Origin of the sequence: Mesorhizobium sp. BR1-1-6 (genome assembly GCF_020165355.1) — a bacterium.
GTDB lineage: Bacteria > Pseudomonadota > Alphaproteobacteria > Rhizobiales > Rhizobiaceae > Mesorhizobium.
The window spans coordinates 318,348-341,323 of sequence record NZ_JAIUHZ010000001.1 but is presented as its reverse complement, the minus strand read 5'-3'; the positions used below and the strand labels follow the sequence as shown (position 1 = coordinate 341,323).

The following is a 22,976-nucleotide window of genomic DNA, read 5'->3' as shown; positions in this document are numbered from 1 at the left end:
TCGGATATAAGCTCGCTCAGCCGATTTTCTGGCCGGTCTTGGCCCAGTCGGCGAGGAAGGCGGCAAGACCCTTGTCAGTCAGCGGGTGATTGACCAGCGCCTTCAGTGTCGCGGGCGGCGCGGTGACGATATCGGCGCCGATGAGCGCCGCCTGCTTGACGTGGTTCACGGTGCGCACGGAAGCCGTCAGGATCTCGGTCTGGAAATCGTAATTGTCGTAGATCTGACGGATCTCCTGGATCACTTCCATGCCGTCGGAGCCGGTATCGTCGATGCGGCCGACGAAGGGCGAGATGAAGGAGGCGCCTGCCTTGGCGGCGAGCAGCGCCTGGTTGGCCGAGAAGCACAGCGTGACATTGACCATGCGGTTCATCTGGGTGCGGATCGTCTTGCAGGCCTTCAATCCATCCAGCGTCAACGGCACCTTGATGGCGACATTCGGCGCGATCTTGGCCAGCACCTCGGCCTCCGCCATCATCTGCTTGTATTCGGTGGCTACGACCTCGGCCGAAACCGGACCTTCGACGATGTCGCAGATTTGCTTGGTGACCTCGGAGATCTTGCCGCCCGATTTGAGAATCAGCGACGGGTTGGTGGTGACGCCGTCGAGCAGCCCCAGATCAATCAGTTCGCGGATTTCCTTGATGTCGGCGGTGTCGGCAAAAAATTTCATGGCGGTCTCCTGACGATTTCCTCGTGCTTGGGAAGGCACGTTCAGCGTTGCCCTTTGATCTAGAGCAAAGTCGGGGCAAGGTCACGCCTCATGATCGAAGATTCGCCCTTTGTCGCAGCCGCACCGGTGCTGGTGCCGATGCCGGCCGAACGCCCCTACACCTATGCCGTGCCCGCCGGCATGCGGGTGGTGCCGGGCTCGATCGTGCGCGTGCCGCTCGGCCCCCGCCAGGTCGCCGGCATCGTGTGGGACGGCGCGGTCGAGACGGTCGACGCGAAAAAGCTGCGCCCGATCGAACAGGTCTTCGACTGTCCGCCGATCGATCGGGCGATGCGCCGTTTCGTCGACTGGGTGGCGCAGTATACGCTGTCGGCGCCGGGCATGGTGGCGCGCATGCTGCTGAGGGCGCCGGAGGCCTTCGATCCGGAACCGTGGATCGAGGGATTGCAGCGAACCGCGGCCGTTCCGGACCGGATGACGGATGCGCGGGCCCGCGTGCTGGAGACGGCCGAAGGCGGACTGGCCTGGACGCGATCCGGCCTTGCCCATGCGGCCGGCGTGTCGTCGACGGTAATCGAAGGGCTGAAGGCGCAAGGCGTGTTCGAAACGGTGATGATCCCGCCGCGGCCCGTGGTGGCGGAGCCCGACCCAGCCTACGCCGCGCCGGAATTGATGCCCGACCAGAACGAAGCCGCGCGGCTGCTGCGCGCCAATGTCGCGGGCAGCGGCTTCAACGTCGCACTGCTCGACGGCGTCACTGGTTCGGGCAAGACGGAGGTTTATTTCGAGGCGGTGGCGGCGGCACTCGACCGGGGCAAGCAGGTGCTGATCCTGCTGCCCGAAATCGCATTGACCCACGCTTTCCTCGAACGGTTCCAGCAGCGTTTTGGCGCCAAGCCCGCCGAATGGCACTCCGACCTGCCGCCGAGGATGCGCGAACGCGTCTGGCGGCAGGTGGCGGAAGGCGGCGTGCGGGTCGTGGCCGGCGCACGCTCGGCGCTGTTCCTGCCGTTCAAGGAGCTTGGCCTGATCGTCGTCGACGAGGAGCACGACCCCGCCTACAAGCAGGAAGACCGCGTCTTCTACAATGCCCGCGACATGGCTGTCGTGCGCGGCCATATAGGTGGCTTCCCCGTGGTGCTGGCATCGGCGACGCCATCGGTCGAGAGCCGCGTCAATGCCAGCCAGGGCCGCTACGCCAGGGCGGTGCTGTCCGCCCGCTTCGCCGAGGCGGCACTTCCCGACCTGAAAGCGATCGACATGCGGCGCGCGCCGCCGGCGCGCGGCGGCTTCCTGTCGCCGGTGCTGCTCGACCATATGCGACGGACGCTGGAGAGGAAGGAACAATCGCTTTTGTTCCTCAACCGGCGCGGCTATGCGCCGCTGACGCTGTGCCGCGTCTGCGGTCACCGCTTCGGTTGCCCGGTCTGCTCGGCCTGGCTGGTCGAGCACCGCTTTCGCGGCCAGCTCGTCTGCCACCATTGCGGGCACAATGAGTGCCGTCCGGAAGCCTGTCCGGAATGCGGCACGCTCGATCATCTGGTCGCCTGCGGGCCGGGCGTCGAGCGCATCGCCGAGGAAGTCGTCACACATTTCCCGGATGCGCGCACCATCGTTTTGTCGTCGGATCTGATGGGCGGCGTGCGGCGGCTGCGGCTGGAGCTGGAAGCCATCGCCAATGGCGAGGCCGATATCGTCATCGGCACGCAACTCGTCGCCAAGGGCCACAATTTCCCGAACATGACCTTGGTTGGTGTCGTCGATGCCGATCTCGGCCTTGCCAATGGCGATCCGCGCGCCGCCGAACGCACCTTCCAGCTGCTCAGCCAGGTGACCGGCCGCGCCGGGCGCACCGGCAAGAAGAGTCTCGGCCTGCTGCAGACCTTCCAGCCCGACCATCCGGTGATGCGGGCGATCGTCTCCGGCGATGCCGATGCGTTCTACGAGCGCGAGATTTCCGAGCGCGAGCGGGCGGCTCTGCCACCCTTCGGCCGGCTCGCCGGCGTCATCGTCAGCGCGGTGACGCGGGCGGAAGCCGAGGGCCATGCCCGCGCCCTGCGCCGTGCCGCGCCCGAGGCATCCGACCTGTTCGTGCTCGGGCCGGCCGAAGCGCCGCTGTCGTTGCTCGGCGGCCGTCACCGTTTCCGCCTGCTGATCCAGGGCGAGCGCCGCGCCGACATGCAAAGGTTTATCCGGACCATGCTCGCCAACGGGCCGAAGCAGCGCGGCTCGGTCCGGGTGCAGGTCGACATCGATCCGCAGAGCTTTTTGTAAGGTCGCTCAGCGTTCGCGCGGATTGCTGGTCGTGTCCTTCAGTTCGGGACGTTGCCTAAACTCTTCAGGATAGAGTCGACGGGCGTCCTCGATCGATATCACTATGGCCACGGGGCGTCCCCGCTTGGTGATTGTTGTCGAGCTGCCTTTGCTGGCTTCAGCGACCACGGCGCACAGTTCGCTGCGTGCTTTGCTGCTGGATTTTGTTTTCATCGAGTAGCCCTCAACATCGCCTTGGACTGTATCATAAGTCGCTGCAAGGAAAGGAAACCGTTTTGAAAACCCTTGGCCTTCTGGGCGGCATGAGCTGGGAATCGACGGCGATCTATTATCGCCTGCTCAACGATCTCGTGAGGCAGCGTCTCGGCGGGCTACATTCGGCGAAATTGCTGCTGTGGTCCTTCGACTTCGCCGAGATCGCCGAGCTGCAGCATCACGGGGACTGGGACGGCGCCGGCGCGCTTCTGGTCGATGCCGCGCGCAAGCTCGAGTCAGCTGGCGCGGAAGGCCTGCTTTTGTGTACCAACACCATGCACAAGCTCGCCGACCAGGTGCAGGCCTCGGTGTCGATCCCGCTGACCCACATCGCCGACGCCACCGCAGCCGCGGTCAAGGCGGCCGGCATGCGGCGCCCGGCGCTGCTCGCAACGCGGTTCACCATGGAGCAGGATTTCTACAAGCGCCGGCTTGCCGACAAATATGGATTGCAGCCGATCGTGCCGGACCAGGCAGGACGCGACATGGTCCATCGCATCATCTATGACGAGCTCTGCCAGGGCATCGTCACCGAGCCATCGAAAACCGCCTATATCGCCGAGATCAACCGCCTGCGGCGCGATGAAAATGTCGACTGCGTGATCATGGGCTGCACCGAAATCACGATGTTGATCGGCCAGCAGGATTTCGACATTCCGGTCTTCGACACGACGCGCATCCATGCTGAAGCGGCGGTCGCCTTCGCGCTCTCCTGATGCGTTTGGCCTAAAGTGCTGGCCGCCATCTGGCGCGCGGCTTTTCCTCCGCTAGAATGCCCGCGATTTCAGAGCGGCATTTACGAGGGGACACTATGGATTTTGCGTTTCCATGGCCGGTGAGCCAGGGCGAATGGCTGGCCTGGTCGAGCGCCGTCGTCACGGTGCTGCTCGGCCTGGTGCTTTTCCTGGCGCCGGGGCTTGCCTTCCGCATTCTGCGCTTGCAGGTCAAGCCGGAGAAGGCGGCGGCGATCGCCGAAGGGCGCGGCCGCATGGCGGGCTTCTATCTCGGCGTCGGCCTGTGCTGCATCCTGCTGGCGCAGCCGCTGATCTACATGGCGCTCGGCTTCTCCTGGCTGTTCACCGCCTTCGGCCGGTTGCTGTCGATGATGTCGGATGGCGCCAACACGCCCTTCAACTGGGTTTCCATCGTCGTGGAACTGGCGCTGGCGGCGTTGCCGCTTGCCTTTGCCTTCGGCTTCCTGCCCTGAATCCGCAGGCAATCCAGGGACTTCGTCCCCGGATGCGACAATAGTGCCTGAAAACCATGCGGAACGACGCATTGCGGTCTTAAAAGGCCTGTGCTAGACGGCAATCGACTTTCGGCCGGGGATAGCGGAAGCCGCGCCTCCGTGCTTGAAAAAATGCAGTAAGGTCAAAGATTTAGCCAGAGTTTTCGCTCGCGCCAACAATCTGCGGCCTGTCAGACAAGAGAAAAGACGGTCCGTGGCCCAATCGTCATCGCCAATCTCAGGTGTCGCAGAACGCTATGCGGGTTCGCTGTTCGAACTGGCATCGCAGGCGAATTCCGTCGCCAAGGTCGAAGCCGACCTCAACAGTTTCGAGGCGATGCTCGCGGGCAGCGCCGACTTGACCCGGCTGATCAACAGCCCGGTGTTCTCCAGCGAGGACCAGGCCAAGGCCATCGCGGCGATCGCCGACAAGGCCGGGATCACCGGCCTGACCGGCAATTTCCTGCGCGTCGTCGCCAAGAACCGCCGGCTGTTCGCCGTGCCCGGCATGATCAGGGCATTCCGCCAGATCGCCGCCGAACATCGTGGCGAGACGACCGCCGAGGTAACGTCGGCTCACCAATTGAGCGCTGCCCAGCAGACTGAACTCAAGGCGGCGCTGAAGAGCGTTGCCGGCAAGGACGTTTCCATCTCCGTCACCGTCGATCCGTCGCTGCTCGGCGGGCTGGTGGTCAGGATGGGCTCGCGCCAGATCGATACGTCGCTCAAAACCAAACTCAATTCGCTCAAGCTTGCACTGAAAGAGGTCGGCTGATGGACATCCGCGCCGCGGAAATTTCCGCAATTCTGAAAGACCAGATCAAGAATTTCGGCAAGGAGGCCGAGGTCTCCGAAGTTGGACAGGTGCTGTCCGTCGGTGACGGTATCGCCCGCGTCTACGGCCTCGACAATGTCCAGGCCGGCGAGATGGTCGAATTCCCCGGCGGCATCCGCGGCATGGCGCTCAATCTCGAAGCCGACAATGTCGGCGTCGTCATTTTCGGCGCCGACCGCGACATCAAGGAAGGCGACACCGTCAAGCGCACCGGCGCGATCGTCGACGTTCCGGTCGGTCCCGGCCTGCTCGGCCGCGTCGTCGACGCGCTCGGCAACCCGATCGACGGCAAGGGCCCGATCAAGGCGACCGAACGCAAGCGCGTCGACGTCAAGGCGCCCGGCATCATTCCGCGCAAGTCGGTGCATGAGCCGATGTCGACGGGCCTCAAGGCCATCGACGCGCTGATCCCGGTCGGCCGCGGCCAGCGCGAGCTGGTCATCGGCGATCGCCAGACCGGCAAGACCGCCATCATCCTCGACACGATGCTCAACCAGAAGTCGGTGCACGACAACGGCCCCGAGAAGGAAAAGCTCTACTGCGTCTACGTCGCCGTCGGCCAGAAGCGCTCGACCGTGGCGCAGTTCGTCAAGGTGCTGGAAGAGCGCGGCGCGCTCGAATATTCGATCATCGTCGCCGCCACCGCTTCCGATCCGGCGCCGATGCAGTTCCTGGCGCCGTTCGCCGGCTGCACCATGGGCGAGTATTTCCGCGACAACGGCATGCATGCGCTGATCAGCTACGACGATCTGTCGAAGCAGGCCGTCGCCTATCGCCAGATGTCGCTGCTCTTGCGCCGCCCGCCGGGCCGCGAAGCCTATCCGGGCGACGTCTTCTACCTGCACTCGCGCCTGCTCGAGCGCGCCGCCAAGCTCAATGACGACATGGGCAACGGTTCGCTGACGGCGCTGCCGGTCATCGAAACCCAGGCCAACGACGTGTCGGCCTATATCCCGACCAACGTGATCTCGATCACCGACGGCCAGATCTTCCTCGAAACCAACCTGTTCTTCCAGGGCATCCGTCCAGCCGTCAATGTCGGCCTGTCGGTGTCGCGCGTCGGCTCCTCGGCGCAGATCAAGGCGATGAAGCAGGTCGCCGGCTCGATCAAGGGCGAGCTCGCGCAGTACCGCGAAATGGCGGCCTTCGCGCAGTTCGGCTCGGATCTCGATGCCGCCACGCAGCGCCTGCTCAACCGCGGTTCGCGCCTGACCGAGCTCCTGAAGCAGCCGCAGTTCTCGCCGCTGAAGACGGAAGAGCAGGTCGCGGTGATCTTCGCCGGCGTCAACGGCTATCTCGACAAGCTGCCGGTCAACCAGGTCGGCAAGTTCGAGCATGGTCTGCTCAGCCACATGCGTTCGGCCGGCAAGGACGTCCTCGACGCCATCCGCAAGGAAAAGGCGCTGTCGGACGATCTGCGCGGCAAGCTGAAGGCCGAGATCGACGCTTTCGCCAAGACCTTCGCCTGAGCGAAGCGCCAGTCCGGATGAGACAAGACGGGATCAGGTTTGAAGCATGCCTTCATTAAAAGACCTTCGTAACCGTATCGCCTCGGTCAAGGCGACGCAGAAGATCACCAAGGCGATGCAGATGGTCGCCGCGGCGAAGCTGCGCCGTGCACAGGAGGCCGCGGAAGCGGCGCGCCCCTATTCGGAGCGCATGGGTTCCGTGCTGGCCAACATCACCCAGGCGATCGGCGGCGGTGGCGATGCCCCGGCGCTGATGACCGGCACCGGAAAGGACGACGTGCACCTGCTCGTTGTCTGCACGGCCGAGCGCGGCCTGTGCGGCGGCTTCAATTCTCAGATCGCCCGTCTTGCCCGCGACCACATCCGCAGGCTCCTGGCCGACGGCAAGCAGGTCAAGATCATCTGCGTCGGCAAGAAGGGTTTCGATATCCTGCGCCGCGACTATGCGTCGATGATCCTCGACCGGATCGACCTGCGCGAGGTCAAGACGCTCGGCTTCGTCAATGCCGACACGATCGCCCGCAAGGTCATCCACCTGTTCAATGAGGGCGGCTTCGACATCTGCACGCTGTTCTATTCGCAGTTCAAGTCGGTGATCAGCCAGGTTCCGACCGCGCAGCAGATCATTCCGGCCGCTGCTTCGTCCGCTCCGGCCGAGGCTGCTGACGGCGCCAGCGCCGTCTACGAATACGAACCCGAGCCGGGTGAAATCCTGTCCGAGCTCATTCCGCGCAACATCGCGGTGCAGATTTTCCGCGCGCTGCTCGAAAACGCGGCTGGCGAAATGGGCGCCAAGATGAGTGCGATGGACAACGCCACGCGCAACGCCGGCGAGATGATCAACAAGCTGTCGATCACCTACAACCGCCAGCGCCAGGCGCAGATCACCAAGGAACTGATCGAAATCATTTCGGGCGCCGAGGCGCTCTAGGCACGGTTTCCCGGGGTCAACGACCTCGATCCGACCGCGCGAGAAACAAAGGACGAAAAGGGTAAAGACGATGGCGAAAGCAGCGACCCCCAAGACGGCGGCTCCCAAGGCAGCAGCCCCGGCCAAGGCGGCACCGGCAAAGGCTCCGGCCGCAGCAGCTAAGGCGGCTCCGGCCAAGAAAGCGGCAGCGCCGACCAGGGCCGCCGCGGTAAAAACCCCGGCCGTGGCCAGCAAAGCCACCGGCATCGTCGGCAAGGTCCGGCAGGTCATCGGCGCCGTGGTCGACGTGCAGTTCGGCGATCACCTGCCGCCGATCCTGAATGCGCTCGAGACCACCAATGTCGGCAACCGCCTGGTTCTCGAAGTTGCCCAGCATCTGGGTGAAAACACCGTGCGCTGCATCGCCATGGATTCCACCGAAGGCCTGGTGCGCGGCCAGGAAGTGCGCGACACCGGCGGCCCGATCGCCGTGCCGGTCGGTCCGGGCATGCTCGGCCGCATCATCAACGTCATCGGCGAGCCGGTCGACGAAGCAGGCCCGGTCGACGCGGTCGAGTTGCGCTCGATCCACCAGCCGGCCCCGGCCTATATCGAACAGTCGACGGAAGCACAGATCCTGATCACCGGCATCAAGGTGCTCGACCTGCTCGCGCCCTACGCCAAGGGCGGCAAGATCGGCCTGTTCGGCGGCGCCGGCGTCGGCAAGACGGTGCTGATCCAGGAACTGATCAACAACATCGCCAAGGCGCATGGCGGCTATTCGGTGTTCGCCGGCGTCGGCGAGCGCACCCGCGAGGGCAATGACCTCTATCACGAGTTCATCGAATCCGGCGTCAACAAGAAGGGCGGCGGCGAAGGCTCCAAGGCGGCGTTGGTCTATGGCCAGATGAACGAGCCGCCGGGCGCGCGTGCCCGCGTCGGCCTGACCGGCCTGACGGTCGCCGAATATTTCCGCGACCAGGGCCAGGACGTGCTGTTCTTCGTCGACAACATCTTCCGCTTCACGCAGGCTGGTTCGGAAGTGTCGGCGCTGCTCGGCCGTATCCCGTCGGCCGTGGGCTACCAGCCCACGCTCGCCACGGACATGGGTGCCCTGCAGGAACGCATCACCACCACCACCAAGGGCTCGATCACCTCGGTGCAGGCTATCTACGTGCCGGCCGACGACTTGACCGACCCGGCGCCGGCGACCTCGTTCGCCCACCTCGACGCGACGACGACGCTCAACCGCTCGATCGCCGAAAAGGGCATCTATCCGGCCGTCGATCCGCTGGACTCGACCTCGCGCATGCTCGACCCGCTGGTGGTCGGTGAAGAGCATTATGGGGTCGCGCGCCAGGTGCAGTCGATCCTCCAGCGCTACAAGTCGCTGCAGGACATCATCGCCATCCTGGGCATGGACGAGTTGTCGGAAGAGGACAAGCAGACGGTGGCTCGCGCCCGCAAGATCGAGCGCTTCCTGTCGCAACCCTTCTTCGTCGCCGAAGTGTTCACCGGCGCGCCGGGCAAGCTGGTCGACCTCGCCGACACCATCAAGGGCTTCAAGGGCCTCTGCAACGGTGACTACGACCACCTGCCGGAAGCCGCCTTCTACATGGTCGGCGGCATCGAGGAAGCGGTCGAGAAGGCACAGCGCCTCGCGGCTGAAGCGGCTTAATCAAGGGAAATAGGGAGTAGTCAGTAGTCAGTAGTGAATGGCAGGCAGGTGACCGGGGGCAATTGCCCTTTCTCCCTACTTCCCTACTCACTATTCCCTACTCGCTAAATCGACATGGCAGAAGCTATCAAGTTCGAACTGGTCTCGCCGGAGCGCCTGCTGGTTTCCGCAGAGGTCGAGGCAGTCGTCATTCCGGGTGCGGAAGGCGAGATGACCGTGATGGCGCATCACGCACCGGTCATGACAACCATCAAGCCGGGCGTCGTCACGGTGAAGGCTGCATCGGGCGGTGAAGAGCGTTACGTCGTCTTCGGCGGTTTCGCCGACATCGTTCCGGCCGGCTGCACGCTGCTGGCGGAATCGGCTGTCGCGGTGAAGGATGTCGACCGCGCCGATCTCGCGCGCCGCATCCAGGAAGCCAGGGAAGACGCCGCCGACGCCAAGGACGACCGGTCGCGCACGAAGGCCGAACAATTCCTCAGCCAGCTCACCACGCTGGAAGGCGCCATCCTGCCGGCTTGAGGCTGGCACCAGTAGTCGACTGAAAAGCGGGGCCTTGCCTCGCTTTTTTGTTTTTAAATGCCCAATGCCGCGAAGGCCTGAGCCGGTCCGCCACAGCGCAACTGCTCGAGATGGACGGCCGCAAGGTCCATCAATCCTGGCCGCTCAGGCGCCCCGGTCGCGAAGCCGGCGAGATCGAACACTGCCGCGACGGTTTCGGCAGCGGGCAGATTCCGGTCAATGATCGCCGTCATCGGCATGTCAAGCGGATCGGTAAAATGGCCGTCGGGCAAGGATTTGCCGCGCGCTTCGCAGGCGGCGATCCAGGCGGCAACCGCCAGCATGAGATGTCCGGGCGCGGCGCCTGAATGGAGGCGCTCGATCGCGGAGGCCATGATGCGCTGCGGCAGTTTCTGGCTGCCGTCATTGGCGATCTGCGCGGTGCGGTGGGCAAGTGCTGTGTTGGAGAAACGCTGGGCAAGCTCTGCCGTATAGCTCGCGGTATCCAGCCCGGCATCGGTGGGCAGCGTCGGGATTGCCTCGGCCCACAGCGCATCGACAAAGCGCCTGATCGCCGGATCGGCGAAGGCGCGGTCGACGGTGGCGTGTCCGCTGAGCAGGCCGAGATAGGCAATGGCCGAATGCGCTCCATTGAGCAGTCTCAGCTTCATGTCCTCGAAGGGCCTGACATCCCCGACCATGGTGACGCCGAACTTTTCCCAGGCCGGGCGGCCTGCCGGAAAATTGTCCTCGACCACCCACTGGCGGAACGGCTCGGTCATGACCGGCCAGGCGTCGTCGACGCCGAGCTCGAGAGCGATCCGCGCCCGGTCGGCATCGGTCGTGGCCGGCACGATGCGATCGACCATGCTCGAGGGAAACGCGACCTCGTCGGCGATATGGCCGGCAAGCCTGGTAGCGCCCTTCTCACCGAGGCTGGCATCGCGCAGCGTGGCGAATTCCACCAGCAGCCTGTGCAAGGTCGCCCCGTTGGCAGGCAGGTTGTCGCAGCAGAGCACGGTGAAGGGCTGAAAGCCGGTCGCGCGCCGGCGTGCAAGCGCCTCGGCCAGAAAACCGTGCGCGGTCTTCGGCAGATGCGGGTTCGCCAGATCGTGGGCGATATCAGGGTGGGCTGCGTCGAGCCCGCCGCCGGCGGCCCGCAGATAGGCTTTCTCGGTGATGGTCAGCGTCACGATGCGGGTGCGCGGATCGGTCAGCGCGGCCAGCACGGCGGCGGGATCTTCCGGCGCCACCAGCATCGCGCCGATGGAGCCGATGACATGAAGACTTTCCTCGCCCCCGCTGCGGATCGCCAGCGTGTAGAGCCCGTCCTGCGGCGCCAGCGCATCGCGCGTCTCGGCACTGCGCAGCGACACGCCGACGATGCCCCAATCCGTTTCTCCGGCAGCCAGGCAATCGTCGACATAGGCTGCCTGGTGGGCGCGATGAAAGGCGCCGACCCCCAGATGCACGATGCCTTGCGTGACCGATGCGCGATCAAAACGCGGCACGGCGATCCTCGCCGGCAACGTCGTGATCGTATCCTTCGAAAGACGCCTGTTCATTGCTGTGCGAAGTCCCCGATTGGCCTTTGGGAGCCGCCCCGTAAGGTCGGCGAAGGAGAAACGGCAGCGGCGTAACATCCACTGCCGTCCCACACAATGGCCGGTTGCCGATCCAAAGTCATCATACAACAATCCATTTTTTGTATGTTGACATTATTTCCTTGCGACCCTACCGATAGCGCCTCTTGGGAGGATCACCGTGGCACTGACCGATGCGGATTTGCTGTTTCGCGCCGACGTGCGTCCACGCTCGCTCGCCCGCACCGGCTCTGAGTCGGCGCCTTGATTTTTGAAAAGGGAGGAAGTCATGTTGCATTTTTCGAAATTGACGGCGGCTACATTCGCGTTCGGCTCGCTGCTGATCGGCATCGCCAACGCGCAAACCGTGCTGCGGTCGGCCGACACGCACCCCGACGGCTATCCGACGGTCGAGGCGGTAAAATACATGGGCGAGCTGATCAAGCAGCGCGCCGATGGCCGCTATTCGGTCGAGGTCTATCATTCGGCGCAGCTCGGCGAGGAGAAGGACACGATCGAGCAGACCCAGACCGGCGTCATCGACCTCAACCGTGTCTCGATGGGGCCGTTCAACGGCATCGTGCCGGAAACCGCGGTGCCGTCGCTGCCCTACATATTCCGCTCGGTCGAACATATGCGTCATGTCATGGACGGGCCGATCGGCGACGACATACTGAAAGCCTTCGAGGCACATGACCTGGTCGGTCTGGCATTCTACGATTCCGGCGCGCGCTCCTTCTACAACACCAAGAAGGACATCGCCTCGATCGCCGACCTGAAGGGCATGAAATTCCGCGTCATCCAGTCGGACGTGTTCGTCGACATGGTCAACGCACTGGGCGCCAACGCCACGCCAATGGCTTATGGCGAAGTCTATTCGGCACTTGAGACCGGCGTCATCGACGGCGCGGAAAACAACTGGCCGAGCTTCGAATCCGCCAAGCACTATGAGGTCGCCAAGCACTACACGCTCGACCAGCACCAGATCGTTCCGGAAGTGCTGGTGATGGCGAAGGCGAGCTGGGACAAGCTCTCGCCGGAAGACCAGACGATCGTGCGCCAGGCGGCCAAGGACAGCGTCGTCAAGATGCGCGAACTGTGGGACGCGCAGGAGAAGAAATCCCGCGACATCGTCGAAAAGGCAGGCGTCAAGGTCAGCGAGATCGACAAGCAGCCGCTGATCGACGCGATGAAGCCGGTCTACGACAAATACCTGTCGACGCCGGCGCTGAAGGACCTCGCCGCCCGCGTCCAGGCAACCAAGTGAAGTCGGCCGCGGGGCGGGCAATGCACGCCGTCCCGCGCCTTCGTGACCGGCCGGCGATCGGGAGGATCAGATGGCGACAATGACAAGCAGCGCGGCGCCGCCACGGTTCAGCGTCGTGCTTTCGAGGATCTGCGACGGGGCACTCTACCTGGCCGGCATCGGCTTGGTCGCCATGACCGCGCTCGTCGCCTATCAGGTCTTCTTCCGCTTCGTGCTCAATTCGTCGCCGAGCTGGACCGAAACCAGCGCCATCATGCTGATGAACTGGTTCATCTTCCTCGGCGCCGCCGTCGGCGTGCGGGAGAACTACCATATGGGGTTCGACGTGCTGCTTTATGTCCTGCCGAAAGGCAGCAAGGGAGCGTTGCGCACGCTGTCCGACCTGATCGTGCTCGGCTTCGGATTCGGCATGGTCTGGTACGGCTGCAAGCTTGTCGGCCTGACCTGGCACACCATCATCCCGGCGCTCGAGCTGCCGGGCGGCTTCGACTATCTGCCGCTGGTCGCCGGCGGCGTGCTGATCTGCCTGTTCTCGGCCGAGCGCATCGCGCTGCGCTGGTCGGGCGTCGATATCGACAAGGACATCAATCTCGAGGACGTGCCGGAGATGCCGGCGGTGCAGGAGGCCTAGATGGAGCTCTGGATCCTGTTCGGCGTCTTCACGCTGCTGATGTTCGGCGGCACGCCGATCGCGTTCTGCCTCGGTGCGGCCTCCTTCGCCACCGTGCTCTATCTCGGCCTGCCGCCCCTGGTCGTGTTCCAGCAAATGAAGTCGGGCATGAGCGCGTTCTCCCTGATGGCGATCCCGTTCTTCATCTATGCCGGCGATCTGATGGTGCGCGGCGGCATCGCGCAGCGCATCGTTTCCTTTGCCGGCTCCCTGGTCGGCCATGTCCGAGGCGGTCTCGGCCAGGTCAACATCATCGCCGGCACGCTGTTCGGCGGCATTTCCGGCTCGGCCGTGGCCGAGGCCGCGGCCGTCGGCGGGCTGATGATCCCGCAGATGAAGGCACGCGGCTATGGCGCCGACTATGCCGTCAACGTCACCTCGATGGCGGCGCTGATCGCGCTGCTTTTGCCGCCATCGCAGAACATGATCATCTATTCGATCGCCGGGGGCGGCAAGATTTCGATCGCCGACCTGTTCACCGCCGGCATACTACCGGGCCTTTTGTTCGCCGCCTCGCTGATGGTCACCGCCTATTTCGTCGCCCGCAGCCGCGGCTATCCGGTCGAGGCCTTCCCCGGTTTTTCGCGCGTCGGGCAGCTGGCGCTCATCGCTATTCCCGGACTGCTCCTGATCGGCATCATCTTCGGCGGCGTCCGCTCCGGAATCTTCACAGCGACGGAGAGTTCGTGCATCGCCATTCTCTACGCCTTGCTTGTTACCGTCCTCGTTTATCGTTCGATGGGCTGGAGCGATTTCGTCCACGCCACCAAGGGCGCCGTGCGCACCACTTCCATGGTGCTGTTGATCATCGGTACGGCGGCTTCTTTCAGCTGGCTGATGGCCTATCTCAAAGTACCGGTGCTGCTGATCGCCGGCATGAATGCGATCTCCACCGACCCGCTGGTCGTGCTGCTGCTGCTCAATGTCCTGATGCTGGTGCTCGGCACCTTCATGGACATGGGGCCGATGATCATCATCTGCACGCCGATCTTCCTGCCGCTTGTCACGCATTATGGCGTGGATCCTGTGCATTTCGGCGTCATCACCATTCTCAATCTCGGCATCGGGCTGAACACGCCGCCGGTCGGCACGGTGCAGTTCGTCGCCTGCGCCGTCGGCAAGATCACGGTCTGGGAAGCGATGCGCTCGATCTGGCCGTTCTATGGCGCCGGTATCGTGGTTCTCGGGCTGGTGACGTATATTCCGGCCATCTCGCTCTGGTTGCCGAGCGTGTTCAAATAGAGGACGACATGGCATTGGATAGCGCAACCGACCTCAGGGTCGAGAGAAAACCCAAACTGTCGGAGACCGTCGTCGCGGCAATTCGCAGGCAGCTTCAGGCAGGCGAGATCCTGCCCGGCCACAAACTGCCGACCGAGGGCCAGTTGACCGAAACCTTCGGCGTCAGCCGCACCGTCATCCGCGAAGCCCTGGCCAAGCTCGCCGCCGATGGCCTGGTCGAGCCGCGGCAGGGCGCCGGCGTCTTCGTCACAGAGCACATCTCGACGATGTTCGGGGCGCTCGCGGCCGATATGGGCAGCAAGGATTCGATCGCACTCAACGTGCTCGAAGTGCGGCTCGCCATCGAGATCGAATCGGCCGGGCTTGCCGCTATCCGCCGCAACGCGGCCCAGGAGGCGGCGATCCAGGAAGCCTTCTTCGAGTTCGAGCGGCTGTTGCTCGCCAGCGAGCCGACCGGTCCGGCCGATCTCGCCTTCCATCGCGCCATCGCCAGCGCCACCAACAACCCGTTCTATGTCGAGATGCTCGACGTGCTCGGCCGGCGCGCCATTCCGTGCGATGTGACCTCGCCCTGGTCGACCGAGCTTGTGCAGTCCGACAGCTATCAGCGCGGGCTGCAGCGCGAGCATCTGGTGATCCTGAACGCGATCACATCCGGCGATGCCGAAGCCGCGCGCGAGGCGATGCGCACGCATCTCTCGGCCAGCCAGCAGCGCTATCGCGAGCGCCTGCACGCGCGGCAGGTCTATTATTCCGACTCGGTCAAGGCGGCCGGCGGCGAATGATCCATCTCAAGTCAGGACAGCAATGAGCCAGAACCATACCGAATACACATCGCGCTTCGCCATCGACCCTGCCGCCGCCGCGGCCATGGGGACCGACGAGTTGCGCCACAATTTCCACATCGAAGACCTGTTCCAGCCCGGCCGCGTCGGCCTGACCTACACACATTACGACCGCATGATCGTCGGCGGCGCGATGCCGGCCGGCGCGCCGCTTCGGCTGGAGGCAATCAAGCCGACCGGAACGAAAGGCTTTCTCGAGCGCCGCGAGTTGATCGCCGTCAATATCGGCGGCGCCGGCACGATCGAAGCCGGCGGCCAGTTCCATGAGCTGCAGGCGCGAGACATGCTCTATCTCGGCATGGGCACGCAGGATGTGTCATTCGCCTCAGTCGACAAGGCGGCGCCGGCAAAGTTCTATCTGCTCAGCGCGCCGGCGCATCAAACCTTTCCCAACCGGCTGATCCGCATCGGTGACGCCAGGCGTCTCGATCTCGGCAGCAAGGAGGCCTGCAATGAACGCTCGATCTTCCAGTTCATCCATGCCGACGGGGCCAGGACCTGCCAGCTCGTCGTCGGGATGACGCAACTCGCGCCGGGCTCCATCTGGAACACCATGCCGTGCCATGTGCACGACCGGCGCATGGAGGCCTATCTCTATTTCGACCTGCCGGAGGCGGCGCGCGTCTTCCATTTCATGGGCGAGCCGGACGAGACCCGACACATCGTCATGCGCAACGAGGAGGCCGTGCTGTCGCCCGGCTGGTCGATCCATTCAGGCGCCGGCACCTCCAACTACGCCTTTGTCTGGGCGATGGCTGGCGACAACGTCGACTACACCGATGTCGATCCGGTGGCGATGGAAGACCTGCGGTGAGCGATTTCTCCGCCTTCAGCCTGACCGGTCGGCGTATCCTCGTCACCGGCGCCAACACCGGCATCGGCCAGGGCATTGCCGTCTCGATCGCGCGCGCCGGCGGCACGGTCGTCGGCGTCGGCCGTTCCTCGATGGATGAGACGGCCGCAAGGATCGCCGCGGCGGGCGGGCGGTTCGAGGCGGTCGCGGCCGACCTTGCCGACACATCTGCCGTAGGTCCGATGCTGGAGCGCGTGTGGGACGAAAGCGGGCCGCTCGACGGGCTGGTCAACAATGCCGGCATCATCCGGCGCGCCGATGCAATCGACCTTTCTGAGGCCGATTGGGACGAGGTGCTCGACCTCAACCTGAAGACGGCTTTTCTGCTCTGCCAAGGCTTTGCCAGGCGCGTCCTTGCCGGCGGACGCAAAGGCAAGATCGTCAACATCGCCTCGGTGCTGAGTTTCCAGGGCGGCATTCGCGTCGCGTCCTACACCGCCTCGAAGCACGGCGTGCTCGGCATCACCCGGCTGCTCGCCTGCGAATGGGCAGCGAAAGGCATCAACGTCAACGGCATCGCGCCGGGCTATATCGAAACCAACAATACGCAGGCGCTGCGCGCCGATCCCGACCGTAGCGCCTCGATCCTGGCGCGCATCCCGGCCGGCCGCTGGGGCCGGCCGGAAGATGTTGGCGATGCGGCGGCCTTCCTGCTGGCGTCGGCGTCGGACTATATGCATGGCGCGGTGGTGCCAGTGGACGGCGGCTGGCTGGCGCGATGAGGATATTGCGATGAGCGAAACGAAAATCTTCTCCCAGGCCGGCGCGGGCGCCTGGACGGCGACGCCGGATGGCAACAGGCGGCGCGTTCTCCTGCACACGGATGAACTGATGATGGTCGAGTTCGCCTTCGACAAGGGCGGCGTCGGCGCCCTGCATTCGCATCCGCATGTACAGGCAAGCTACGTCGCCGAGGGCCGCTTCGAGGTGACCATCGACGGCCGGACCGAAATCATCGAGACAGGCGGCAGCTTCATCGTGCCGTCAGGCCTGGTGCATGGCGTCAAGGCGCTCGAAGCCGGCCGGCTGGTCGACAGCTTTACGCCGCACCGCGCCGATTTCCTCGCCTGAGGGCCGGCCATGCGATGAGCGATGGACGCTCGTTTCGGCGCGCTGTTTCCAAATGAAAAACCCGCGCCTCCGGAGAGGCGCGGGTCTGTTGCCTGGGCGCTTGCGCGCCGCGGTACTCGAAACGTGGCCGCAGGAAATGGAGCCTGCCGAATCATGGTGAAGATAGGCTTAACGCGCGGACGCCATGTGATAGCGCCGCCATGTGATCGCGTCGCCGGCGGCGGGCGCCGCACGGCGTTCAAGTGATGTGCCTGAGCAGGCCGAAAAGCCGTTCGAAGGTCCTGCCATAGGGCGGACGCAGAAGGCTCCCCGCGCTCAAGCGCGACTGCAGGAAAACCGGCTTCACCTTGCTGAAGGTGCGAAAGCCCCATTCCCCGTGATAGGCGCCCATGCCGCTGGCGCCGACGCCGCCGAAGGGTTGGTTCTCCTGCACCAGATGCAGCATGCAATCGTTGATGGTGACGCCGCCGGCGATGGTCTCGTGCAGGATGCGTTGCTGGTTGCCGCCGTCTCGCCCGAACCAGTAGAGCGCCAGCGGCCGGTCGGCCCGGTTGACATGGGCGATGGCGTCGTCGATCCCGGCATATTCGAGGATCGGCAGCACCGGCCCGAAAATCTCTTCGCGCATCAGCCGCAGGTCGGGATCGGCGTTCCTGACCAGGGTCGGCGGCAATTTGCGGCCTGCGGCGCCGAACGCCTCGCCGGCCGGGTTGATTTCGATGACATCGGCGCCGGCGTCTCGGGCCTCCGCGATCATGGCCCGCAGGCGCTGATAATGCCGGTCGCTGACGATGGCGGTATAGTCCGGATTGTCGCGCAGGCTGGGGTAGAGCTTCGCCATAGCCGCCGCGAGTTTCTCTGCCACGATGCCTGACTGTCCCTTGGGCACCAGCAGGTAGTCCGGCGCGATGCAGGTCTGCCCGGCATTGAGGAGCTTGCCATAGGCGACGCTGGCCGCCGCCGCATCGAGGTCGCATGAGGGGTCGAAGATTGCCGGCGACTTGCCGCCGAGTTCCAACGTGACTGGAGTGAGGTTGGCCGCGGCGGCCAATGCGACCTCGCGGCCGACGGCCGTCGAACCGGTGAACAGCAGGTGATCGAAAGGCATCGACACGAAAGCCTTGCCGACCTCCGCGTCGCCGGTGATGACGCCGAGTTCGTCCGGTGCGAAATGCTCGGCGGCCAGGCGCGCCAGCAGCGCTGAAAATGCGGGCGTCAATTCGGATGGTTTGATCAGCACGCGATTGCCGGCGGCGAGCGCCGCGGTGACCGGCGCGACGGCGAGCTGGAAAGGATAATTCCAGGGCGATACGATGCCGACGACACCGAGCGGCTGCGGGACGAGGCGGTTCCTGCCCGGTAGGAACGGCAAGGTGGTGGCGACGCGGCGTTCCCGCATCCAGCCTTTCAGGTGGGACAGTGCGTGGCGGATGCCGGCCCGCACCACGAACAGTTCGGCAAGGCGGGTCTCATGCGCCGAGCGGCCGCCGAAGTCGGTGTCGATTGCCGCGCAGATGTCGGCCTCATGCCTCTCCGTGAGCGCCAGCAGCCGGGCGAGGCGATCCTTGCGGACATCGAGGCCCGGAAAGGGCTGCGCCTCGAAGGCGGCGCGCTGCTGCTTGAAGCGTTCGCCGAGAGCATCCTGTCTGGTCTGCAGCATCGCTCTCTCCCTGGTCGTCCCGGGCAAGCTTACATCGCAGCACGTGAGAGAATCCAGCAGGGGTGCTGATGTCGGAAGGGAGGCACGAATTGGGGCCGGTGGACATGCCACCCCGCGCATCCGCGGATAGCGTTCCGGCGATCTTCGCTTTAAGAACGTTGCCTCAGCCAAACGGGGACCATTGCGAGATGCCAATATCGACGGCGAGCGTTCCGCCGGATGCACCAGACCCCAAGCAACGCGTGTTGAAGGACGTGTTCGGCTTCGACGATTTTCGTCCCGGCCAGGCCGACGTCATCGAGGCGCTGCTGGGCGGACGCCATGTGCTGGCCGTCATGCCGACGGGTGCGGGGAAATCGCTCTGCTACCAGGTTCCGGCGCTGGTCCTGGGCGGCCTTGCCATCGTCGTCTCGCCGCTGGTGGCGCTGATGCAGGATCAGGTCGCGGCGTTGCGCCTTGCCGGCGTGTCAGCCGATACGATCAACTCCTCGATTGAGCGCGAGGCCAATGTGGCGGCATGGCGCCGTGTCGCCTCCGGCCAGACGCGCCTGCTCTACCTCGCGCCGGAGCGGCTGATGACCGAGCGGATGCTCGAGGCGCTGGCCAAGCTCGACGTCAGCCTGATCGCCGTCGACGAAGCGCATTGCATCTCGCAATGGGGCCCGGCGTTCCGGCGCGAATATGAGGATCTGTCGCGGCTGCGCTCCATTTTCCCGCAAGTGCCGATCATCGCCCTGACGGCGACGGCGGACGAGGCTACCCGCACCGATATCGAAGCGCGTCTGTTTGCCGGGCGCGCCGAAACCGTGGTGCTGGGTTTCGACCGGCCGAACATCAAGCTTGCCCTCGAGGCCAAGCAGGACAGCAAGCGCCAGTTGCTGCGCTTCGTCGAGCGTCACGCGGGCAAAAGCGGCATCGTCTACTGCCTGTCGCGCAAGAAGACCGAGGAGATGGCGGCCTTCCTCGAGAAGAACGGCGTCACCGCGCTCGCTTATCACGCCGGGATGAGCAAGGAAGCGCGCGAGGCGAATCAAAACGCCTTCATGACGCTCTCCGGCGTCGTCATGGTGGCGACCATCGCCTTCGGCATGGGCATCGACAAGCCCGACGTCGCCTATGTCTTCCACACCGACCTGCCGGGCAGCCTCGAAGCCTACTATCAGGAGATCGGCCGCGCCGGCCGCGACGGGCGGGCAGCCGAGGCGCATATGCTCTACGGGCTCGGCGATATCCGCATGCGGCGCCTGTTCATCGACGACGAAGAATCATCACCTGAGCACAAGAGGCGCGGGCATCGCCGGCTCGATACGTTGATCGGCTATTGCGAGGCGGTACAGTGCCGCCGGCAGATCCTGCTCGGCTATTTCGGCGAACAGGCAGCGCCCTGCGGCAATTGCGACAACTGCCTCGACCAGGCGCCGCGCGCCGATGGCGGAGCGGAAGCGCGGATCATCCTGACGGCCGTCGCGCAGACCGGCGAGCGCTTCGGCGCCGCCCATATCATCGACATACTGCTCGGCCACGAGACGGAGAAAGTACTGGCGAGAGGCCATCAAACGCTGACCAGTTTCCGGGCCGGCGCGGCGCATAGGAAAACGGTCTGGCTGTCGCTTATCCGGCAACTGGTCGCCGGCGGATTCCTTGTGCCGGATCCGGACGGCCATGGCGGCCTCGCCATTTCCGAAAGCGGCCGCGCCCTCGGGCGCGGCGAGGTTGCGTTCCATTATCGCGTCGAGATGCGGGACCCTCTCGCGCGCGGCAGGAAGCGATCCGGGGAAGGCTCCGCCGCCGGCGCCGAGGGTGTGGATGCATCGCTGCTGGGCGCGCTCAAGGCGCTGCGGCTGCGGCTGGCCAAGGAGCGGCAGGTGCCGGCCTATGTCGTGTTCTCCGACCGCACGCTGATCGACATGGCCGAACGCCGCCCGCGCGACCTCGACGCGTTCGCCGAGGTGAATGGCGTGGGAGCGGCAAAGCTTAGGGAATTCGGGGAAATTTTTCTCGCCGCGATTGCCGGGCATCATCCGAATTGAGCTGAACCGGTCGACGCGTCACGCACAGGCTACAGCGGGCAAACTGTCACCCATGTCTCCGGGCTGTACAGGAAGCAGAAATGGCGGAGACAACGAGAGAAAATTCGAACCCGCCCGCTGACTGAACCGATCCTGCGAAGCTCGAAGAGCGAAGCAGGATGGCGGAGAGGGAGGGATTCGAACCCCCGATGGGCTTGCACCCATGCCGCATTTCGAGTGCGGTGCATTCGACCACTCTGCCACCTCTCCGCGGTCATGGTCAGCCGTTGCCGGCGCGGCGCACTAGATAACGGCTGAACGGGCAGGTTACAAGGCCAAATCGGCCGGAAACTCAGCTTGCGTCAGAGGCTGGCCCGGAGCGACGCCGTCCCGACCGCGGTAGACGATGCCGGACACTGCGCCGGCCAGGAAACCGGCCAAGATTTCGAACTCCGATTAACGAGGCATAGGGACGCCAGTCCGGCGGTGCCGGCGACCTCCTGATAGGAATTTTTTCTTGACGGGGTGAAGGCAACTATGGTAGAGATCTGGTTATGGTGCTGAGTTGCGCCAGGGACCCGCCGCACAAGCGGGTTTTTCCGTTCAAGGCTCCATCAACAGCGCGCCGACGAAAGCTCCGAAGGAACCCGTTAGCCCGGATTCGTTGCCCTGAGAATCTGGCCGTTTGCCTTGACTCGCAACAAACCTTCGGTTAGGGACAGCGCGCAATCGGCGTGGAGGGTTCTTCCGCGCCGCTTGTTTTTTGAACCCGCAGACTGACAAAAAGACGGCCGAACCGCCACAGGCGGTTCATCGAGGCCGACCGAACAGCGAAAGGCAAAAAATGTTCGCAGTCATCAAAACGGGCGGCAAGCAGTATCGCGTCGCCGCCAACGATCTCCTGAAGATCGAAAAAGTCGAAGCCAATGTCGGCGATATCGTCGAGATCGGCCACGTGCTCGCGCATGGCGAGGGCGAGAATGTCACGTTCGGCGCACCGTTCGTCGACGGCGCGGTTGTCACCGCCGAGGTCGTCGAGCAGGGCAAGAACCGCACGGTCATCGCCTTCAAGAAGCGCCGCCGCCAGAATTCGCGCCGCAAGATCGGCCATCGCCAGTTGCTGACCACGGTCAGGATCTCCGAGATCCTGCTGGGCGGCGCCAAGCCGGCCAAGAAGACCGCTGCCAAGGCGGAAGCCAAGGCCGAGGTAGCCGCCGACGCGGCGCCGAAGGAAGCCAAGGCCAAGAAGGACGCCCCGAAGGAAGAGGCAAAGGCCGAGACCGCGGCAGCGCCGCTGTTCAAGGCGCCGAAGGGCGAGCCGGACGATCTGACCGTGATCAAGGGCATCGGCCCGGTCGCCGCCAAGGATCTCAACGAACAGGGCATCATCACCTTCGCCCAGCTCGCCAAGCTGACCGAGAAGGATGTGGCCAAGATTGACGAGAACATGCCGTTCAGCGCCGAGCAGATCAAGGACTGGCGCGAGCAGGCCAAGGAACTGGCAAAGAAGTAAGGCGAACCGGCGCGAAACGTCGCCGGATCGGACTTGAAACGGAACGCGAACGCGTTCATAAGACCATTCAAGCGCCCTTGGGCGCATCGGAGTTAGTTAGATGGCACACAAGAAAGCTGGCGGCTCGTCGCGCAACGGTCGCGACTCGCATTCCAAGCGTCTGGGCGTGAAGAAGTTCGGCGGCGAAGCCGTCATCCCGGGCAACATCATCATTCGTCAACGCGGCACCACCTGGCATCCCGGCGTCAATGTCGGCATGGGCACGGATCACACCCTTTTCGCGCTCGAAGCCGGCGCCGTGACGTTCAACAAAAAAGCCAACGGCCGAACCTACGTATCGGTCAACCCGATTACCAAAGCAGCGGAGTAGCCGGTTCCGCACCACAACACCGGCAGCCCATCTCGGGAACCGGTGTCTGGAAGCCAGAAGGTTTGGCAAA

The 22,976-nt window shown here is 64.5% G+C and carries 22 protein-coding genes and 1 tRNA gene; 18 read left to right on the top strand and 5 right to left on the bottom strand.

Annotated elements, in window-relative coordinates:
- Positions 1–16: 16 nt before the first annotated feature.
- The gene (gene fsa / locus LB545_RS01675; protein ID WP_140518241.1) at positions 17–673 is read right to left on the bottom strand and encodes a fructose-6-phosphate aldolase; all 657 of its coding nucleotides are present in this window, start codon (positions 671–673) and stop codon (positions 17–19) included.
- A gap of 90 nt (positions 674–763) precedes the next feature.
- Here fsa and LB545_RS01670 point away from each other — a divergent pair, with 90 nt between their 5' ends.
- Positions 764–2,947, top strand: coding sequence for a primosomal protein N' (locus LB545_RS01670; RefSeq protein ID WP_140554877.1), 2,184 nt, complete (start codon positions 764–766; stop codon positions 2,945–2,947).
- A 6-nt stretch (positions 2,948–2,953) separates the two neighbouring features.
- Here the strand turns inward: LB545_RS01670 and LB545_RS01665 are convergent, their stop codons facing one another.
- Positions 2,954–3,160 (bottom strand): type II toxin-antitoxin system Phd/YefM family antitoxin, encoded by a 207-nt coding sequence (locus LB545_RS01665; protein WP_224704312.1) that lies wholly within the window; start codon positions 3,158–3,160, stop codon positions 2,954–2,956.
- 62 nt (positions 3,161–3,222) lie between these two features.
- Between LB545_RS01665 and LB545_RS01660 the strand changes: the two genes are divergently transcribed.
- The 7 genes from LB545_RS01660 to LB545_RS01630 all read left to right on the top strand — a co-directional run bounded on the left by LB545_RS01660 (position 3,223) and on the right by LB545_RS01630 (position 9,844).
- Positions 3,223–3,918, top strand: coding sequence for an aspartate/glutamate racemase family protein (locus LB545_RS01660; protein ID WP_140566756.1), 696 nt, complete (start codon positions 3,223–3,225; stop codon positions 3,916–3,918).
- A gap of 95 nt (positions 3,919–4,013) precedes the next feature.
- A complete protein-coding gene (locus LB545_RS01655; protein WP_224704311.1) occupies positions 4,014–4,409 on the top strand; it encodes a DUF4345 family protein in 396 nt (131 codons plus the stop codon).
- Positions 4,410–4,644: 235 nt separating this feature from the next.
- Entirely contained in the window at positions 4,645–5,205 is a 561-nt protein-coding gene (locus tag LB545_RS01650) for a F0F1 ATP synthase subunit delta (RefSeq protein ID WP_140492968.1), read from the top strand.
- Positions 5,205–6,734 (top strand): F0F1 ATP synthase subunit alpha, encoded by a 1,530-nt coding sequence (gene atpA / locus LB545_RS01645; RefSeq protein ID WP_140492971.1) that lies wholly within the window; start codon positions 5,205–5,207, stop codon positions 6,732–6,734. The genes LB545_RS01650 and atpA overlap by 1 nt, the downstream gene beginning before the upstream one ends.
- A gap of 46 nt (positions 6,735–6,780) precedes the next feature.
- The gene (locus LB545_RS01640; protein ID WP_140492974.1) at positions 6,781–7,665 is read left to right on the top strand and encodes a F0F1 ATP synthase subunit gamma; all 885 of its coding nucleotides are present in this window, start codon (positions 6,781–6,783) and stop codon (positions 7,663–7,665) included.
- Between the two features lie 70 nt (positions 7,666–7,735).
- Positions 7,736–9,322, top strand: coding sequence for a F0F1 ATP synthase subunit beta (gene atpD, locus LB545_RS01635; RefSeq protein WP_181169578.1), 1,587 nt, complete (start codon positions 7,736–7,738; stop codon positions 9,320–9,322).
- A gap of 114 nt (positions 9,323–9,436) precedes the next feature.
- Positions 9,437–9,844, top strand: coding sequence for a F0F1 ATP synthase subunit epsilon (locus tag LB545_RS01630; protein ID WP_224704310.1), 408 nt, complete (start codon positions 9,437–9,439; stop codon positions 9,842–9,844).
- 53 nt (positions 9,845–9,897) lie between these two features.
- Here the strand turns inward: LB545_RS01630 and LB545_RS01625 are convergent, their stop codons facing one another.
- On the bottom strand, positions 9,898–11,388 hold the full coding sequence (locus LB545_RS01625; RefSeq protein WP_140566759.1) for a mannitol dehydrogenase family protein: 1,491 nt from the start codon (positions 11,386–11,388) through the stop codon (positions 9,898–9,900).
- A 307-nt stretch (positions 11,389–11,695) separates the two neighbouring features.
- Here LB545_RS01625 and LB545_RS01620 point away from each other — a divergent pair, with 307 nt between their 5' ends.
- The 7 genes from LB545_RS01620 to LB545_RS01590 all read left to right on the top strand — a co-directional run bounded on the left by LB545_RS01620 (position 11,696) and on the right by LB545_RS01590 (position 17,354).
- Positions 11,696–12,673: a TRAP transporter substrate-binding protein gene (locus LB545_RS01620; protein ID WP_224704309.1), complete on the top strand. Its 978-nt coding sequence runs from the start codon at positions 11,696–11,698 to the stop codon at positions 12,671–12,673.
- 79 nt (positions 12,674–12,752) lie between these two features.
- Positions 12,753–13,304: a TRAP transporter small permease gene (locus LB545_RS01615; RefSeq protein ID WP_140493500.1), complete on the top strand. Its 552-nt coding sequence runs from the start codon at positions 12,753–12,755 to the stop codon at positions 13,302–13,304.
- The gene (locus LB545_RS01610; protein WP_140560745.1) at positions 13,305–14,585 is read left to right on the top strand and encodes a TRAP transporter large permease; all 1,281 of its coding nucleotides are present in this window, start codon (positions 13,305–13,307) and stop codon (positions 14,583–14,585) included.
- Positions 14,586–14,593: 8 nt separating this feature from the next.
- On the top strand, positions 14,594–15,370 hold the full coding sequence (locus LB545_RS01605; protein WP_140518248.1) for a FadR/GntR family transcriptional regulator: 777 nt from the start codon (positions 14,594–14,596) through the stop codon (positions 15,368–15,370).
- 22 nt (positions 15,371–15,392) lie between these two features.
- Positions 15,393–16,244, top strand: a complete 852-nt coding sequence (kduI, locus tag LB545_RS01600) for a 5-dehydro-4-deoxy-D-glucuronate isomerase (RefSeq protein WP_224704308.1) — start codon at positions 15,393–15,395, stop codon at positions 16,242–16,244.
- Positions 16,241–17,005 carry a 2-dehydro-3-deoxy-D-gluconate 5-dehydrogenase KduD gene (gene kduD / locus LB545_RS01595; RefSeq protein ID WP_224704307.1) on the top strand — a complete coding sequence of 255 codons (765 nt, stop codon included), beginning with the start codon at positions 16,241–16,243 and terminating at the stop codon, positions 17,003–17,005. The genes kduI and kduD overlap by 4 nt, the downstream gene beginning before the upstream one ends.
- Before the next feature lie 10 nt (positions 17,006–17,015).
- The gene (locus LB545_RS01590; RefSeq protein ID WP_140518251.1) at positions 17,016–17,354 is read left to right on the top strand and encodes a cupin domain-containing protein; all 339 of its coding nucleotides are present in this window, start codon (positions 17,016–17,018) and stop codon (positions 17,352–17,354) included.
- A 238-nt stretch (positions 17,355–17,592) separates the two neighbouring features.
- On the opposite strand, the gene LB545_RS01585 is transcribed toward LB545_RS01590, so the two are convergent.
- On the bottom strand, positions 17,593–19,014 hold the full coding sequence (locus LB545_RS01585; protein WP_224704306.1) for a coniferyl aldehyde dehydrogenase: 1,422 nt from the start codon (positions 19,012–19,014) through the stop codon (positions 17,593–17,595).
- A 188-nt stretch (positions 19,015–19,202) separates the two neighbouring features.
- Here LB545_RS01585 and recQ point away from each other — a divergent pair, with 188 nt between their 5' ends.
- Positions 19,203–21,044, top strand: a complete 1,842-nt coding sequence (gene recQ / locus LB545_RS01580) for a DNA helicase RecQ (RefSeq protein WP_224704305.1) — start codon at positions 19,203–19,205, stop codon at positions 21,042–21,044.
- Positions 21,045–21,203: 159 nt separating this feature from the next.
- Here the strand turns inward: recQ and LB545_RS01575 are convergent.
- Positions 21,204–21,293, bottom strand: a tRNA-Ser gene (locus LB545_RS01575).
- Between the two features lie 574 nt (positions 21,294–21,867).
- Between LB545_RS01575 and LB545_RS01570 the strand changes: the two genes are divergently transcribed.
- Both LB545_RS01570 and rpmA read left to right on the top strand, forming a co-directional pair.
- Positions 21,868–22,536, top strand: a complete 669-nt coding sequence (locus tag LB545_RS01570) for a 50S ribosomal protein L21 (RefSeq protein WP_140525010.1) — start codon at positions 21,868–21,870, stop codon at positions 22,534–22,536.
- Positions 22,537–22,636: 100 nt separating this feature from the next.
- A complete protein-coding gene (rpmA, locus tag LB545_RS01565; protein WP_140493012.1) occupies positions 22,637–22,906 on the top strand; it encodes a 50S ribosomal protein L27 in 270 nt (89 codons plus the stop codon).
- Positions 22,907–22,976 lie beyond the last annotated feature (70 nt).